Genomic DNA, 16,466 nt, shown 5'->3' on the forward strand with positions numbered 1-16,466 from the left:
AGCGTTATTGAATGCTGATTCGTAACGCTGCCGCCGTCGCAAAAGGACTTAATGTCGCGGTGCCTGCCAGCAACGCGCCTAAAATTGCCAGATACCCGTCAACGGGCAAATGCATAGAAGCCGCGTCCATCGCGGCGGTGGCAAAGATGAGTAATGGGATAGTCAGCGGTAACACCAGTATGCTGAGCAGCACACCACCGCGCTTAAGCCCCACTGTCAGCGCCACGCCCGGTGCACCGAGAAAGCCAAGCGTAGGCGTTCCCAGCAGTAGCGTTAACGCCATCACTTGCCAGCCATAAATATCCATTCCCAGTAGCATTGCTACCAGGGGCGAAAGGATGAGTAACGGCAGACCGGTTACCATCCAGTGCGCCATCACCTTCGCCAGCACAACGGCGGGCAAGGGTAACGGCAACAACATCAATTGTTCAAGACTGCCGTCCTGCAAATCGTCACGGAACAGTCGCTCCAGTGCCAGCAAGGATGAAAGCAGCGCAGCAACCCAGATAATGCCCGGCGCAATACGCGCCAGCAGTTGCGGCTCCGGACCGATACTGAGTGGAAAAAGGGTAATAACAATCAGGAAGAACCACAGCGGGTTGGCGATTTCGGCGCTATGGCGAAACGCCACGCGCAGCTCAAGACGGAAAATGCGCCAGAACATCATGCGGCCCTCGTTTGCGTCAGTGAAATGCGGCGAATTTTACTTTCAGCAACGTTGAGCGGCTGGTGGGTAGTCAGAATCACAATCCCCCCCTGCTCCGTATGCTGCGCCATACGCTGGGTCAGACGATCGACGCCGTTAACGTCAATCGCGGTAAAAGGCTCGTCGAGGATCCATAACGTGGCACGGGTCAGCCACAGACGCGCTAAAGCGACGCGGCGTTGTTGCCCGGCAGAAAGTTGATTTACCGGAATATCTTCGAATCCGGCAAGCCCGGCCTGCGCCAGGGCTTCCAGACATTGTGCGGTATCGCCATCGCGATGATAAAAGTGCAGATTTTCTAACGCCGTCAGCCGGGTTTTGATCCCCGGCTGATGGCCTATCCATAACAGGTTTTGATGGTAGCTGTCGCGTACCTGATGCAAGGGCTGCCCTTGCCAGAGAACCTCGCCTGCGTCAGGGCGAGACAACCCCGTCAGCAAACGGAGAAGCGTTGTCTTCCCCGCGCCGTTGCTACCGGTGATTTGTACCCACTCTCCTGCGTTCAGCGTAAATGACAAGCCACTAAATAAGGTTCGTTCATCCCGCTCACAAAGTAACTCTCTGACTTCAAGCATACCCAAGCAATAACCCTGTTAAAAACCTGGCTCGACTTCACGCATATCGGGCAGCTTGTGCGCTATCCCTTTATGGCAATCAATACAGGTTTGCCCATCTTTCACTGCCTGGTCATGCATCTTCGCGGCAACCGATTTCTGGGCGGTTGTATCCATATACTCGAAGTTGTGACAGTTACGGCACTCCTGCGAGTTATTGTCCTTCATGCGCCGCCACTCATTCTGTGCCATCGTCAGGCGATGAGCTTCAAATTTCTGCGGCGTGTCAATAACGCCAAAAATTTTACCATACAGCTCTTTACTTGCTTTGAGCTTGCGTATCATCTTCGGCACAAACTCGTGCGGAACGTGACAATCCGGACAGGTCGCACGGACGCCGCTACGGTTGTTGTAGTGCACGGAATCCATGTATTCCTGATACACCGTGTTACGCATTTCGTGGCAGCTAATGCAGAACTCTTCGGTATTGGCTTTTTCCATCCCGGTGTTAAAGCCGCCCCAGAAGACGATGCCGCCGACAAAACCGATCAACAGCAGCGTCCCCAGCGCCAGACGGCTGGGGGTACGCCACCATTTCCACAGGCGCTTAATCAGACCAGGCTTACGGTCAGAATTTCCCATAATAACCTCTTATTTCCCGTAACCTTTTGATGGGGTAAAGGTATTCCCCACGATTGGCGCGGTATCGGCCTGCGGTACGTGACATTGCAGACAGAAATAACGACGCGGAGCCACTTCCGCGCCCACTTTGCCGTCGCTGTCCATAAAGTGAGTAGGACTGATACGCGGCGCGCCAGTGGTGCGATAGCTTTCGACACCGTGGCACTGCAAGCAGCGGTTGGTATTGGTCGTTACCTGATAACCTTCAACGCTATGCGGGATCATTGGCGGCTGATTCACATAGTTCAGCGGCATCCGATCCTGCTCTTTTGGCATCCGAATGGCCCCTTCCTGCGTCCCGGATACTTCCGGCGACTGGCTAAAATCGACGCCATTAGCCGCCCAAACCGCGCCGCTTACCACCAGGGCCAGCATCGCCGTCCATTGACACAGCGCTTTCTTCAGGTCATGGCTTTTCATGATTTCGCTCCCGAACTCCATCGTGTAGTTATTGTAAATACATCCTCAGAACAGACATCCACGCAGCGACCGCACGTCATGCAATCGCGGCTGGTGACCTGCACCGGGCTTTGTTCATCCAGCACCGGGGCACGTAGTACATGCGGTTCCGGGCAAACATGAAAACAATCCATACAGCGGTTACATTTCTGCCGATCGCTGGCCGCAACGGTAATCACACCTTTGCTACCCAGCACGCCATACAGCGCGCCGACCGGACAAATATGGCCGCACCAGCCGTGTTCCACGACCAGTAGATCAAATAAAAACAGCGCGAGAATAAGCAGCGCGCCGCTGCCGAAGCCCATTACCAGGCTGCGCCCCATCAGGGAAACGGGGTTGATCCATTCCCAGATGAGCGTGCCAGTTAAGGCCGATCCCAGCAGAATGACCACCAACAGCACGTAGCGAATGTGGCGAGGGATCGTCGCAGACTGATTAAGGTCAAATCGTCTGCGTAACCAGTTTGCTAAATCGGTAATCGGATTCAGCGGGCAGACCCAGCTGCAAAATAATCGCTTTCCTGCCAGGGCGTAGAGCACGGTGATAATCACCGCACCAGTCAGCGCCACCGAGGCCGGCAGATGACCGCTGGCAAGGCTTTGCAGCGTCATTAACGGATCGGTCAGCGGAACGGTGTCGAACAACAAGCTACTGCTGTAGTTGCCGTGCAAGATCCACACACCAAACCACGGGCCGCTCAAAAACATTCCCAGCACGAAGAACTGACAAAGGCGACGCAACACCAGCCAACGGTGACTACGCCACCAGCCTTTCTTCGCCAGTGCCTCACGCCCGGCGTCACGTTTACGATTTGCCATTGTTCCCCTCCAGCCAGCCGAAGCGGTAATGGTGACCTAACTCCCCTTTCGCCAGTGACAGCGGTAACACTTTGATTGCCGGTTGTTCCAGCACGCATACTTTTTCGCACTTACCGCAACCGGTACAGGCGTCGCTGTGAACCGTCGGCAGAAAGCGGGCGTGTTTACCGGTACGCGTGTTGCGCTCCAGCTCCAGGGTGATGGCCTCATCAATTTTCGGGCATTCGCGATAACAAACATCGCAGCGCAGCCCCTGAAAGTTGAGACAGTTTTCCTGGTCCACCAGTACCGCCAGCCCCATCCGCGCGTCGTCGATCGATTCGATCTCACGATCCAGCGCACCGCTCGGGCACACTTTGGCGCACGGAATGTCCTCACACATTTCGCAAGGAATATCCCGTGCGACAAAATATGGCGTGCCCGCCGACAGACCAGAGGCCAGCGTCGCCAGTTTTAAGGTGTCGTAAGGGCAAGCCTGAACACACTGACCGCAACGCACACAGGCACTGGCAAAGGCGTTCTCGTTTATGGCTCCGGGCGGGCGCAACCGCACGCCAGATGCGCGTGCGGTTTGCTGTTGTAACCCCAGCGCCACACCCACGGCAGCCAGCCCGCCTGCTGTGCGAACGACATCGCGCAGAAAGCGGCGGCGACCATTTTGAGGTTTCGCTGACCGGGACATAATGGCTTACACCTTCTCCAGTTTGACCGCGCACTTCTTGAAGTCCGTCTCTTTCGAGAGCGGATCGGTCGCATCCAGCGTCAGTTTGTTAACCAGCTGTGCGGCGTCGAAGAACGGCATGTACACCAGGCCCTGTGGCGGACGGTTACGACCGCGCGTTTCAACAATCGAGATGACTTCGCCACGGCGAGAAACCACTTTCACTTTGTCGCCACGGCGCAGATCGCGCGCTTTCGCATCCAGCGGGTGAATAAACAGGACCGCTTCCGGGAAGGCGCGGTGCAGTTCCGGCACACGGCGAGTCATACTGCCGGTGTGCCAGTGCTCCAGGACGCGTCCGGTAGAGAGCCACAGGTCGTACTCTTCATCCGGTGCTTCCGCCGCCGGTTCGAACGGCAGCGCGAAGATCACCGCTTTACCATCCGGTTTACCGTAGAACTTATAGCCTTCGCCCGCTTTCACGTACGGGTCGTTACCTTCGCTGTAACGCCACTGCGTTTCTTTACCGTTCACCACCGGCCAGCGCAGACCGCGCGCTTTGTGGTAGTCATCGAACGGCGCGAGATCGTGACCGTGACCGCGACCAAACCATGCGTACTCTTCGAACAGCCCTTTTTGCAGATAGAAGCCCAGCTCGCGGGATTCATCGTTCAGCTGATCTTCCGCCAGTTCGGATACCGGGAATTTGCTCACTTCGGGGGTGGCATACAGAACTTCGTACAGCGTTTTGCCACGCAGTTCCGGTTTCTTCGCCAGCAGCTCTTCCGGCCATACTTCTTCGGTTTTGAAGCGGCGGGAGAACTGGACTAACTGCCAGAGATCCGATTTCGCTTCGCCCGGTGCCTGTACCTGCTGACGCCAGAACTGAGTACGGCGTTCGGCGTTACCGTAAGCGCCCTCTTTCTCTACCCACATTGCGGTCGGCAGGATCAAGTCGGCGGCCAGCGCACTGACTGTCGGATACGGATCGGAGACAATGATGAAGTTGCGCGGATCGCGCCAGCCCGGCATACGCTCTTCATTAATGTTCGGCCCGGCCTGCATGTTGTTGGTACACATGGTCCAGTAAACATTCAGCTTGCCGTCTTTCAGCGCACGGTCTTGTGCCACCGCGTGCAGACCGATTTTTGCCGGAATGGTACCGCTCGGGATATTCCACTTCTTCTCGCAGATATCACGATGTTTCTCGTTGGTCACCACCATGTCCGCAGGCAGACGGTGAGCAAAGGTGCCCACTTCACGCGCAGTACCACACGCGGAAGGCTGCCCGGTCAGGGAGAACGGACCGCAACCCGGCTGGGAAATTTTGCCGGTCAGCAGGTGCAGGTTGTAGACCAGGTTGTTGGCCCACACGCCACGAGTATGCTGGTTGAAGCCCATCGTCCAGTAGGAGATGACTTTCTTGTTCGGATCGGCATACAGCTGCGCCAGTTGTTCCAGCTGATCTTTTGGTACGCCAGTCATTTCGGCGGTTTTTTCCAGCGTATACTCGGCAACGAAGGCTTTGTAATCTTCAAAGCTCATCGGTTCGGAGGCGTCAGAACCCGGATTCTTCGCTGCTTTTTCCAGCGGATGGGTCGGACGTAAACCGTAGCCGATGTCCGTCGCCCCTTTGCGCAGGTTAACGTGCTTGCTGAAGAAGTCCTGATTTATCGCATTGTTTTGAATGATATAGTTGGCGATGTAGTTCAGGATCACCAGGTCAGATTGCGGCGTAAAGATGATGCCGTTATCCGCCAGCTCGAAGCTACGATGCTGGTAGGTTGAAAGCACCGCCACAGTGACGTTCTGGTTAGAGAGACGACGGTTGGTGATGCGCGACCAGAGGATCGGGTGCATCTCCGCCATGTTTGCGCCCCACAGCACAAACGCGTCAGCCTGCTCGATGTCGTCATAGCAGCCCATCGGCTCATCCATACCAAAGGTACGCATAAAGCCAACTACTGCCGACGCCATACAGTGACGCGCGTTCGGGTCGATGTTGTTCGAACGGAAGCCCGCTTTGAACAGCTTGGAGGCGGCATAACCTTCCCAGATAGTCCACTGACCAGAACCGAACATACCGATCGACTCCGGCCCTTTTTCTTTCAGGGCGGTTTTGAATTTCTCTTCCATCACATCAAAGGCTTGATCCCAGGTGATTGGGGTGAACTCGCCTTCTTTGTCATATTTACCGTTTTTCATACGCAGCAGCGGCTGCGTCAAACGGTCTTTACCGTACATGATTTTGGGCAGGAAATAGCCCTTAATGCAGTTCAGACCACGGTTAACCGGTGCGTCCGGGTCGCCCTGACAGGCTACCACACGCCCCTGCTGCGTTCCGACCAGAACGCCGCAACCAGTACCGCAGAAACGGCACGGCGCTTTATCCCATTTAATGGCTTCCTGCTGACCAACAACGGCGCGGGCAACGCCCGGCACGCTGAGACCGGCAGCCGCCGCAGCGGCCGCAACGGCGTTAGCTTTCATAAAGCTACGACGACTGAGTTTCATGGTGTTTCCTCACCTTGCTCTTCCTGCTGGTGATAAACCAGCGACACCGCCAGCACGCCCTCTACGTTGCGTACTGACTCAATGGTTTGGATCAGCGTTTCGCTGTCTTCTGCTTCCACCACCACAATCAACTGACCGCTCGGCGCGTCGCTGACAGCAACTTCACAGCCGGGAAAGGCGTTCAGTTGGGTGCTGATGTCTGAAATTCGTTCGCTTTTGGCCTGCACGACCAGGCTGCAAACTTGCCAGTTAGTGTGCATGGAGATACTCCGCAGTTATGGCTGATACCGGACAGCTGGCTGCACATGCTCCACATCCGTTGCAAAGTTGGCTATTAAGTTGCGGCTGGTAGATCCCGGAGAGCGTCGGGCGAAAGATAATTGCCATTGGTTCACAGCTATCCTGACAGCGGCGGCATTCAACTGACTGATACGCCAGGCACGCGTCCCCAATGGTGAACTGCAAATCCCAGGCCCTGGTGTGGCGCGGAGAAAATAGCGATTCGGGGCAAGCCTGCGCGCAGGCGTAACAGAAGCTGCACTCGTTGTTTTTGAAATTAACGCTCGGATAGCCGCCCGCGCCGCGTTGCAGAATGTTGTTTTCACAAGCATTAATACAGGCATCGCAGCGGGTGCAATGGGTCAGAAAATGAGATTCATCACCGGACCAGGGCGGACGGATACCGTTACTGGCTTTGCGCCAGCGACCAGTGAGTATGCCCCGACGGGATGCATCAATCTTCACATTGACCTTCCATCATTAACGCGCTCCACAAAGCTGGAGCGACCAAAGAAACCGCGTAATTAATAAGCCATTTTTATAGGCGCTAAGATATTAAAGGATGTGTCAAAGATGCATACCCCGATCGGGGTAAAACCTGTAGCAGGATCAAAAGAGTGGCGGGAAGGCTGGCAAAAATGGGCTTTTATTCACATTTCAACCGGTTATAAACAATTTTACATAGCGATAAATTCACCAAAGATATTCCTCCAGGCTTCCCCATCCATCAGCATATAACTCCAAAAGAGAAGGTAAAGTTGTCTGAATATTCTATGCATTATTCATAAAGCAAATTAATAAATCTGATGAATATGTTAACCTTCAGCGACATCATCGGTGAAAACCTATAAATGAAGAAGGAAAGCAAAAATGAAGACCATTCTACCTGCAGTGTTGTTTGCCGCTTTCGCCACAACTTCAGCCTGGGCGGCAGAAAGCGTCCAGCCACTGGAAAAAATCGCCCCTTATCCGCAAGCTGAAAAAGGGATGAAGCGTCAGGTGATTCAGTTAAACCCGCAAGAAGATGAATCTACCCTGAAAGTAGAACTGTTAATCGGTCAGACGCTGGAAGTCGACTGCAATTTGCATCGTCTCGGCGGGAAACTGGAAAGCAAAACGCTGGAAGGCTGGGGCTATGATTATTATGTCTTTGATAAAGTTAGCTCCCCGGTTTCGACGATGATGGCCTGCCCGGATGGCAAAAAAGAGAAGAAGTTTGTCACTGCATATCTCGGCGATACCGGAATGCTGCGTTACAACAGCAAGCTGCCGATCGTGGTGTATACGCCAGACAATGTGGATGTGAAGTACCGTATCTGGAAGGCGGAAGAGAAGATTGAGAACGCGGTAGTTCGCTAAACTGCTGTGAAGTGCTGCAACCGCCAGGTCGGATAAGGCGGTTACGCCGCATCCGACATCCAACGTCCGAGCCGGTTGCCTGATGCGACGCTGACGCGTCTTATCAGGCCTACACCGCGGTTAAGTGCTGCAACCGCCAGGTCGGATAAGGCGGTTACGCCGCATCCGACATCTAACGCCCGAGCCGGTTGCCTGATGCGACGCTGACGCGTCTTATCAGGCCTACACCGCTGTGAAGTGCTCCACCCCGTAGGTCGGATAAGGCGGTTACGCCGCATCCGACATCTAACGCCCTGGCCGGTTGCCTGATGCGACGCTGGCGCGTCTTATCAGGCCTACGCCACATCCGGCATACCCTGCCGGATGTGGCACATCATTACAACGCAATATCCGCCACTTCTTTTTGAACGGGTTGCGGTTTCAACTGCGGTTTCGGCGTACTGTCTGCTGCCTGCGGCTTGTCGTATTTCAGCCCCAGCACTTCGCTGGTGTACTGCAATTCACGTTCTGTTGCCGCCACATCACCGTTCAACTTGCTGCCATAAGACGGAACGATCGCTTTCAGCGTGGCCTGCCATTGCGGGCTGGAAACACGATCACCAAACACTTTTTCCAGTAGATTCAACATAATTGGTGCGGCGGTTGACGCCCCCGGTGATGCCCCCAGAAGCGCGGCAATAGTCCCTTGCTGGTCGCTGACCACTTCAGTACCCAGACGCAGTACGCCTCCTTTGTCGGCATCACGCTTGATAATTTGTACGCGCTGCCCCGCTTGCCACAAACGCCAGTCCTCTTTTTTCGCCTGTGGATAGTACTCTTTCAGCGCTTCAAAACGATCCTCTTCACTCAACATCACCTGACTAATCAGGTATTTCACCAGATCGAAATTATCCAGCCCGACATGCATCATCGGCATCACGTTAGAGGTGGTGGTGGAACTCATCAGATCCCACAACGAACCGTTTTTGAGGAATTTGGTTGAGAAGGTGGCAAATGGCCCGAACAGCACCACACGTTTGCCGTCCAGCACACGGGTATCGATATGCGGAACTGACATCGGCGGCGCACCAACGGATGCCTTACCGTAAACCTTCGCCAGATGGTGATTAACCACATTCGGGTTTTCCGAAACCAGGAACTGTCCGCCCACCGGGAAACCGGCGTAGTCTTTCGCTTCCGGGATACCGGATTCTTGCAACAGTTTCAGCGCCGCACCGCCCGCGCCGATAAAGACAAATTTTGCACGGATGTTCTGTACAGTGCCATTTTTCAGATCGGCAATGGTGACGGTCCAGGTGTTATCGCCATTACGTTTGAGGGCGCGGACTTCGCTACTCAGTCGCAGCGAGAAGTTAGATTTCTTCTGCAAGGAAGCAATTAACTGGCGAGTGATTTCACCATAGTTTACATCGGTGCCGATTTCTGTACGTGTCGCTGCCACTTTCTGCTGCGGATCGCGTCCTTCCATCACGAGCGGCGCCCACTCTTTGATCTGTGCGTGATCTTCAGAGTAACGCATACCGCGAAACAGCGAACTTTGTTGCAAGGCCGCGTAACGGGCGCGCAGGAAATTGACGTTATCCTCGCCCCAGACAAAGCTCATATGCGGAACGGTATTGATAAATGAACGCGGAGTACGCAGCACGCCGCGCTCGACCTGGTGCGCCCAGAACTGGCGGGAAATCTGAAATGCTTCGTTAATGGCGACTGCTTTTTCAATACTGATGCTGCCATCGGCGTTTTGCGGGGTGTAGTTCAGTTCCATCAGTGCAGAATGCCCGGTTCCGGCGTTGTTCCAGCCGTTCGAACTCTCCTGCGCAACCCCCTCCAGGCGCTCCACCATTGTCATCGACCATTCCGGTTCCAGCTCGCGTAAATAGGTCCCCAACGTGGCGCTCATAATGCCGCCGCCAATCAACAGTACATCAGTTTCCTGCTCCTCGGACGCTTTCGCTTTTGCCGCCATCGAAACGGCATTAAGCCCCACGGCCATCGAGAAGAGCATGGCAGTCACTTTTTTCATCTTGTTAATGCCTTACTTTTAGTCGCTTTATTGCAGGTGAGATTTGCGCGGCATCAACGGTAACACTTAAGTAACAACATTTAAATAATGTTTATAAATTATCTTCTAATTTTATAAACATTATAATTTCGTTGATTAATTATAGGGTTATTAGAAATGCAGGGATTTTTAGAATATTGACCTGGCGACAGTAGCCCGCCAGGTCAGCGTCAAAATATTATGCCGTCCGGGCAACGGCATCACGCGAAGCAGCGTCGCGCTCTTCGCCGGTCAGTTCGCTAAGTTGCCCATTACGCATCTCCAGCAGACGGTCGGCGTGGATGAAGTAGTGATCATCATGGCTGATAGCGAAAATTGTTTTACCCATTTCCTGCATCAACGGCAGCAGCACCTGATAAAACTCACGGCGGAAATGTGGATCCTGATCCGCCGCCCATTCATCCAGCAGAATAATATCGCGTTCTTCTGCCAAAGCCAGCAACAGCGCCACGCGTTTTTTCTGCCCTTTCGATAACTTCAGGTTAACAATACGCCCGTTACTTAACTCAAGCTTATGACCCATTTTCAGCTGCGCCAGCCACTTCTCAACCAGTTGTGGGTTAGCAGGTTTCCCCTCCGGCCCCAGCAGTTGATCAAACAACCAGACATCGGTAAACACTGCCGAAAACAGTTTGCGATAATCTTCCGGTTTTTCGCCGCTGATGGGGTTACCATCCAGCAAAATTTTGCCACTTTGCGGCTGATATAAACCTGTCAGCAACATCGCCAGCGTCGATTTGCCGCTACCATTGCCACCTATCAGAAACAGCAGTTCGCCACGTTTAATGGTGAGGTTAATCGGCCCAACGGAAAACGCGTTATCCTGATAAGCAAACGTAACATTACGCAGCTCCAGCGTTTGCCAGTTGGGAAACGCCTGCGGGCGCGGAAACTCCGCTTTGAAAGGTGCGAGCGCGAATTTGTTTAACTTGTTAAACGCCACCTGCGCAGTCAGTAGCGTCGGCAACGCACCAACCGCCGAAAGCAGCGGCGTACGCAAGAACAACAACGTCAGCGAATAGGTCGCGGCAACGTTGGTATCAGCCCAACCGAGACTGTTTGCCATCCAGAACACCAGGCCGATAGCGCCCAGCATCATAATGTTCGACCAGTTCACGGCACTAAGATGGAAGGTGTCTGCGCGGATAATATGATGGCGATACTCTTGCGCATCAGGGATGTAGAGATTGTTAAACACGTACTCGGCGCGCTCGCGATTAAGCGTCAGCTCTTTGCGCCCTTCCAGCACGGTTTGAAAATCCGTGTACAGCTTGTCTTCGGTTTCACGCAGGGTCGCCATATGTTTGTACACCCGCGCCACCAGCACAAAACCGCCCCAGATGGTGATCGCCATCCAGATAGCCGTTACCAGCAACATTTTGCCGGACAACATCCACAGATACGCCGCTGAGCCGATTGTGAGAATGATCCCCTGCACCAGTTCCGGCAGACGAACAAACGCAATAGTGATATTGCGCACATCGCTGGTTAACCCCGCCAGCAACGAGGCGCTACCGAGTTGTTCGATACGCTCGACGTGAGTATCCAGAATCCGCTTAATAAATTCGCTACGCAGTCGGTAAACAAAGCGATGCCCCAGCGTAGTAAGTGCCAGTTGCGATCCCAGTGTGACCGCCATTAACAGCAGCAATAAACCCAGAAACTCCGGCAACACCAGCAGACTGGTATCCGCCGTTTCAATAAGGCGCTGATTGATAAAAGCAATTAAGCCAATGCCTAATGCCGCACTGGCGAGGCTTAGCGCCATCACACTGATAAATGGCCAGCGATACTGCCGCCAGACAAGTACAAGAAGTTCCATGCAGAAAACCCGGACAATGAATTACAGCCCGCAGTTTAAACATCTCCGCGCGCACAGCAATAATAATTCTTATTTTTATTCTTTTTTACCTGCCTGACGGAATGTCAGGTTGTAGCGGCAGTCGGCGGTGAGTGGATGAAACCCCGCTTTGAGCGGTTGAATGCCGTGATAAAACAGCCGCGACTCACCGCCCCACACCACCACATCGCCATGTTCCAACAACAAACGTTTTAGCGGATCATTTCGTTTCAGGCCGCCAAATTGAAAAATCGCGGGTAAGCCCAGAGAAACAGAAACAATTGGCGCGCGCAGATCCGGTTCGTCTTTATCCTGATGCAGCGACAGTTTCGCACCAGGGGCGTAGCGGTTGATTAGGCAAGCGTCAGGCTGGAAATCTGGATAACCCGCCGCCGTGGCCGCGTGCTGACATAAATCATTAAAACTCTGCGGCATGGCGGGCCACGGTTTATTTGTTTGCGGATCAATGGGCGAATAGAGATAGCCTTGCCGATGGGTAGTCCAGCCCAGATGCCCACAGTTGGTCATCGCTACCGACATGGTATATCCCCCGGGGGTGACCATCTGGCGAAACGGCGACTGGCTGGCAATGTCACTGATATCGTGCATCAGTTGTTCCGCAGCGTTAAAAGCAAAACGGCGCAAAATAACCGCGCCGGGAGCCAGCGATTCTTGCCACGGTTCAGCATCAGCAAACAGATCCAACATTACCTCTCCTCATGTTCAGCTTCGCGGCGCAGCAAGTGCGCTTTGCGCGACACGCCCCAGCGGTAACCAGAAAGTGCGCCATCACCGCGTACTACCCGATGACAAGGGATAATAATAGCTAATCTATTGGCGGCGCAGGCACTGGCTACCGCGCGAACGGCTTTAGGTTTGCCAATCGCGTTCGCCAGTTGCTGGTAACTCACCGTTTCACCACAAGGTATAGTGCGTAGCGCCTGCCAGACTTGTTGTTGAAAAGCGGTTCCCCGAATATCCAGCGGTAACATCAGCGGCGTATCGCGCTGATTGAGGCTGGCAATCACTTCACACACATGTTGCTGAAACATCAGGTCAGCAGGCGCGTTGTCGGCGGCAGGAAACATTTGACGGAGTTCGTTAATCAACATCCCGTCATCGTCGCCCAGCAGAATCGCGCAAATCCCCCGCTCGCTTTCTGCCACCAGGCAACGGCCCAACTCACAATCAGCCAGCGCATAACGCACAGCCAGGTTTTCGCCGCCGTGACGAAACTGTTTAGCCGTCATTCCCAGCGTTTCGTCGGCTTTGCGGTAATAACTACTGCCGTCGGGAAATCCAGCGTTCAGAATCGCCTGGGTGACGCTCTCACCTTTCGCCAGCGATGCGCGCAAACGTCGAGCGCGCCAGGCCTGTTGCCAGGCTTTTGGCGTCATTCCGGTCGTGGCTTTAAATAAACGATGCAGATGGAACGGACTCATCGCCACCTGGTCAGCTAAGGCCTCCAGCGTTACAGGCATTTCCTGTTCCAGCAGTCGACAAGCGCGGGTGATTTTATCCAGCCGATGTTGCTGGGCGTTGGCTTTATCAGGTTGGCAGCGTTTGCAGGGACGAAAGCCAGCGGCAAGCGCCTCGCTGGCATCAGCATAGAAAGAAACGTTTTCCCGCAAGGCATGTCTGGCGCGGCAAGACGGACGGCAAAAGATACCCGTGGTACGCACGGCGAAAACAAATTCGCCGTCGGCGTGCGGGTCGCGGGCTAGGACCGATTGCCAGCGTTGATCGTCAGTTAAGCGTGTGGCGTTTTTCATAATCAGCTCCCTGGTTAAGGATAGCCTTTAGTCTGCCCGGTCACCATCACGCAAAAACCAACAATCTTGCGCTTTAATTTTTTTCGCTCACCAGGAAGCTTTTAAACTGCGGCGACATCCAGGTTTTAAAGCTATCGCCTTCTTTGGTGATCATATAAACCGCCAGCCCTTCCCGGCGGACGACTTCTTTGGCTTTCTCTGGCCCGAGCACCATCAAACCTGTATCCCAGGCGTCGGCTTCCAGCGCCGTCGGTGCAATCACCGTCACGGACACCAGATTATGTTCGATAGGTCGTCCGGTTTGCGGATCAATAACATGAGAAAGGCGTTTGCCGTCCAGTTCGTAATAATTGCGATAGCTGCCGGAGGTGCTGATACCGTGACCGTTGATATCCACTACCGCCTGAACCGCGTTTTCTTTATCGGTTGGTTTTTGAATCGCCACTCGCCACGGCTGGCCCTCGCCGTTCATACCGCGGCTGTTCAGCGCCCCGCCCACCGACACCAGGTAGCGGGAAATACCTTCCTGCTCCATCAAGCGTGCCAAATGATCGGCCGCATAACCTTCGCCTACGGTCGAAAGGTCGACATATAAATCCGGAAGATCTTTTTGCAGGTACTGCTGATGATACTGATTGATGACCGTCAGGTGCTGTAAGCCGGTTTTGGCTTTCATCGCGTCGATCTGTTCCTGGCTCGGAATTTGTACCGGTTGTTGTTCCGGGCCAAAGCCCCACAGATTCACCAGCGGCCCGACGGTAATATCCATTGCGCCATCGGTCTTTGCGCCAATACGCAGCGAGGTGGTGACGATATCCGCCATGGCTTCATTTACCGGCCACGGTGTCAGGCTTTGCGAGTCGTTAAAGCGCATCAGCGCGGAGTCTTTTTTATAGGTCGAAAGCAGCTGATCGTCAGCGTCCAGCTGGGTCTGAATCTTCTCTTTGAGCTCGGCGCTACGTTTGGTGTCAATGCCCGGGATACTGGCACGCCAGAAGGTTCCCATGGTTTTGCCTTCAAGAACAGTAACTTCAGTAGCGTGGGGGTTGGCGGGTTGTGGTTTTTGATCGCAACCGACAAAGAAGAGCGTGGCAGCCAGCAATGCCACGCGGGTAAAGCTTATTTCCATACGTGATTATCCTCATGCGAACGATCGCAAGAGTACACCAAAAAAACGCGTTTGTACGCTGAAAACAATGAAAAAAGGGCCCGCAGGCCCTTTGTTCGATATAAATCGAGATTAGAACTGGTAAACCAGACCCAGAGCTACGATGTCATCAGTGTTGATGCCAGCGTCACGGGTGAAACGGTTGTCGTCCAGCAGGTTGATTTTGTAGTCAACGTAGGTGGACATGTTTTTGTTGAAGTAGTAGGTAGCACCAACATCAACATATTTCAGGATATCTTCGTCGTCGTAGTTACGACCAGCGATGGTACCCAAGTTTTTACCTTTAGACTGCAGGTATGCTACAGACGGACGCAGACCGAAGTCGAACTGGTACTGAGCAACAGCTTCGAAGTTCTGTGCTTTGTTCGCCCAACCCAGGGAACCTACGCGAGTTGCGTTGTAGGTCTGGGTGTACTGAGCAGCCAGGTAGATGTTGTTAGCGTCGTATTTCAGACCACCAGTGTAGGTTTCAGCACGGTCGCCGTTACCGATGTAAGCAACGCTGTTCTGATCATCAGTACGTTTGGAGCTGGAAACTGCAGCACCGATACCGAAGCCTTCGTAATCATAAGTGATAGAACCGCCGACACCGTCGCCGTTCTGACGCAGAGCGCCACGACCGTTGTTGGTCATGCCTTCGCCGCTTACACTACCGTTTTTGCCCTGGTACTGAACTGCAAAGTTCAGGCCATCAACCAGACCGAAGAAGTCGGTGTTACGGTAAGTCGCGAAGCCGTTACCACGCTGCTGCATGAAGTTGTCAGAACCGTAGGTGTCGCCACCGAATTCTGGCAGTACGTCGGTCCAGGAAGTTACGTCGTAAACAACGCCGTAGTTACGACCGTAGTCGAAAGAACCGATGTCCTGGAATTTCAGACCAGCAAATGCCACACGGGTCCAGGAGTTGTTTTCGCTTTCCGGAGCGTTGCCCTGGATCTGATATTCCCACTGGCCGTAACCGGTCAGCTGGTCAGTAACCTGAGTTTCGCCTTTGAAGCCAAGACGCATGTAGGTCTGGTCGCCATCAACATTGTCGTTGTCGGAGAAATAGTGCAGGCCGTCTACTTTACCGTACAGATCTAATTTGTTGCCGTCTTTGTTGTAAACTTCAGCAGCATTTGCTGCGCCTGCTACCAGCAGAGCTGGGACCAGGAGGGACAGTACTTTAACTTTCATGTTATTAACCCTCTGTTATATGCCTTTATTTGCTTTTTTATGCCACTGCATACTGATTAACCCTCATTAATCAGTCGGCAGGTCCATTCTCCCCAAAAATGCAGAATAATCCAACACGAATATGATACTAAAACTTTTAAGATGTTTCAAATATCCACATAGATATTTCAAAATGTAAATATGATGGAACTTTTTCAGATCCTAATGGTTGAGCAAATAACGCACTAAACATCAAGTAAGATTATTTCGACCTTTAAAACAATAACTTAATCTTAAGTCTTTGACCGCACTGAATGTTAAAACAAATTCTTCACTCGCAACTAAAATATCTCTCGCTATCATCATTAACTTTATTTATTACCGTCATTCATTTCTGAATGTCTGTTTACCCCTATTTCGGCCGGATGCATCGCA

At 53.3% G+C, this 16,466-nt stretch carries 17 protein-coding genes; 2 read left to right on the forward strand and 15 right to left on the reverse strand.

Annotated features, from left to right (window positions below):
- Nucleotides 1-4 precede the first annotated feature (4 nt).
- From ccmB to napF, 9 genes are read right to left on the reverse strand one after another with little or no spacing between them, the layout of a single operon-like run.
- Nucleotides 5-667 (reverse strand): heme exporter protein CcmB, encoded by a 663-nt coding sequence (ccmB, locus tag D9742_RS10560; RefSeq protein ID WP_024044128.1) that lies wholly within the window; start codon nt 665-667, stop codon nt 5-7.
- A complete protein-coding gene (gene ccmA / locus D9742_RS10565) occupies nt 664-1,287 on the reverse strand; it encodes a cytochrome c biogenesis heme-transporting ATPase CcmA (protein ID WP_000525609.1) in 624 nt (207 codons plus the stop codon). Before ccmA ends, ccmB begins: the two co-directional genes overlap by 4 nt.
- 12 nt (nt 1,288-1,299) lie before the next feature.
- Nucleotides 1,300-1,902 (reverse strand): cytochrome c-type protein NapC, encoded by a 603-nt coding sequence (gene napC, locus D9742_RS10570; RefSeq protein WP_000528376.1) that lies wholly within the window; start codon nt 1,900-1,902, stop codon nt 1,300-1,302.
- Nucleotides 1,903-1,911: 9 nt separating this feature from the next.
- Nucleotides 1,912-2,361 (reverse strand): nitrate reductase cytochrome c-type subunit, encoded by a 450-nt coding sequence (gene napB / locus D9742_RS10575; protein WP_000835174.1) that lies wholly within the window; start codon nt 2,359-2,361, stop codon nt 1,912-1,914.
- The gene (gene napH, locus D9742_RS10580) at nt 2,358-3,221 is read right to left on the reverse strand and encodes a quinol dehydrogenase ferredoxin subunit NapH (protein ID WP_130236874.1); all 864 of its coding nucleotides are present in this window, start codon (nt 3,219-3,221) and stop codon (nt 2,358-2,360) included. Before napH ends, napB begins: the two co-directional genes overlap by 4 nt.
- Nucleotides 3,208-3,903 carry a ferredoxin-type protein NapG gene (napG, locus tag D9742_RS10585; protein WP_000091291.1) on the reverse strand — a complete coding sequence of 232 codons (696 nt, stop codon included), beginning with the start codon at nt 3,901-3,903 and terminating at the stop codon, nt 3,208-3,210. Before napG ends, napH begins: the two co-directional genes overlap by 14 nt.
- 6 nt (nt 3,904-3,909) lie before the next feature.
- Nucleotides 3,910-6,396, reverse strand: a complete 2,487-nt coding sequence (gene napA, locus D9742_RS10590; protein WP_000778067.1) for a periplasmic nitrate reductase subunit alpha — start codon at nt 6,394-6,396, stop codon at nt 3,910-3,912.
- Nucleotides 6,393-6,656 carry a chaperone NapD gene (napD, locus tag D9742_RS10595; RefSeq protein ID WP_000557378.1) on the reverse strand — a complete coding sequence of 88 codons (264 nt, stop codon included), beginning with the start codon at nt 6,654-6,656 and terminating at the stop codon, nt 6,393-6,395. Before napD ends, napA begins: the two co-directional genes overlap by 4 nt.
- The gene (gene napF, locus D9742_RS10600; protein WP_000686723.1) at nt 6,646-7,140 is read right to left on the reverse strand and encodes a ferredoxin-type protein NapF; all 495 of its coding nucleotides are present in this window, start codon (nt 7,138-7,140) and stop codon (nt 6,646-6,648) included. Before napF ends, napD begins: the two co-directional genes overlap by 11 nt.
- A gap of 108 nt (nt 7,141-7,248) precedes the next feature.
- On the opposite strand from napF, the gene D9742_RS23665 reads away from it, so the two are divergent.
- Both D9742_RS23665 and eco read left to right on the forward strand, forming a co-directional pair.
- Nucleotides 7,249-7,413, forward strand: a complete 165-nt coding sequence (locus D9742_RS23665) for a hypothetical protein (protein WP_276319676.1) — start codon at nt 7,249-7,251, stop codon at nt 7,411-7,413.
- A 132-nt stretch (nt 7,414-7,545) separates the two neighbouring features.
- Nucleotides 7,546-8,034, forward strand: coding sequence for a serine protease inhibitor ecotin (eco, locus tag D9742_RS10605; protein WP_130236875.1), 489 nt, complete (start codon nt 7,546-7,548; stop codon nt 8,032-8,034).
- Between the two features lie 376 nt (nt 8,035-8,410).
- Here eco and mqo read toward each other — a convergent pair whose 3' ends face one another.
- The 6 genes from mqo to ompC form a co-directional block, all read right to left on the reverse strand.
- Complete coding sequence (gene mqo / locus D9742_RS10610; RefSeq protein ID WP_130236876.1) at nt 8,411-10,057, reverse strand: malate dehydrogenase (quinone); 1,647 nt, start codon at nt 10,055-10,057, stop codon at nt 8,411-8,413.
- A gap of 217 nt (nt 10,058-10,274) precedes the next feature.
- Nucleotides 10,275-11,918 (reverse strand): microcin J25 efflux ABC transporter YojI, encoded by a 1,644-nt coding sequence (gene yojI, locus D9742_RS10615; protein ID WP_130236877.1) that lies wholly within the window; start codon nt 11,916-11,918, stop codon nt 10,275-10,277.
- A gap of 75 nt (nt 11,919-11,993) precedes the next feature.
- Nucleotides 11,994-12,644, reverse strand: coding sequence for a DNA oxidative demethylase AlkB (alkB, locus tag D9742_RS10620; RefSeq protein WP_130236878.1), 651 nt, complete (start codon nt 12,642-12,644; stop codon nt 11,994-11,996).
- The gene (gene ada / locus D9742_RS10625) at nt 12,644-13,708 is read right to left on the reverse strand and encodes a bifunctional DNA-binding transcriptional regulator/O6-methylguanine-DNA methyltransferase Ada (RefSeq protein ID WP_130236879.1); all 1,065 of its coding nucleotides are present in this window, start codon (nt 13,706-13,708) and stop codon (nt 12,644-12,646) included. Before ada ends, alkB begins: the two co-directional genes overlap by 1 nt.
- A gap of 73 nt (nt 13,709-13,781) precedes the next feature.
- On the reverse strand, nt 13,782-14,837 hold the full coding sequence (apbE, locus tag D9742_RS10630; RefSeq protein ID WP_130236880.1) for an FAD:protein FMN transferase ApbE: 1,056 nt from the start codon (nt 14,835-14,837) through the stop codon (nt 13,782-13,784).
- A 111-nt stretch (nt 14,838-14,948) separates the two neighbouring features.
- Nucleotides 14,949-16,052 (reverse strand): porin OmpC, encoded by a 1,104-nt coding sequence (gene ompC, locus D9742_RS10635; protein ID WP_130236881.1) that lies wholly within the window; start codon nt 16,050-16,052, stop codon nt 14,949-14,951.
- Between the last annotated feature and the right edge of the window lie 414 nt (nt 16,053-16,466).

The organism is Escherichia sp. E1V33, assembly GCF_004211955.1.
Lineage (GTDB): Bacteria > Pseudomonadota > Gammaproteobacteria > Enterobacterales > Enterobacteriaceae > Escherichia.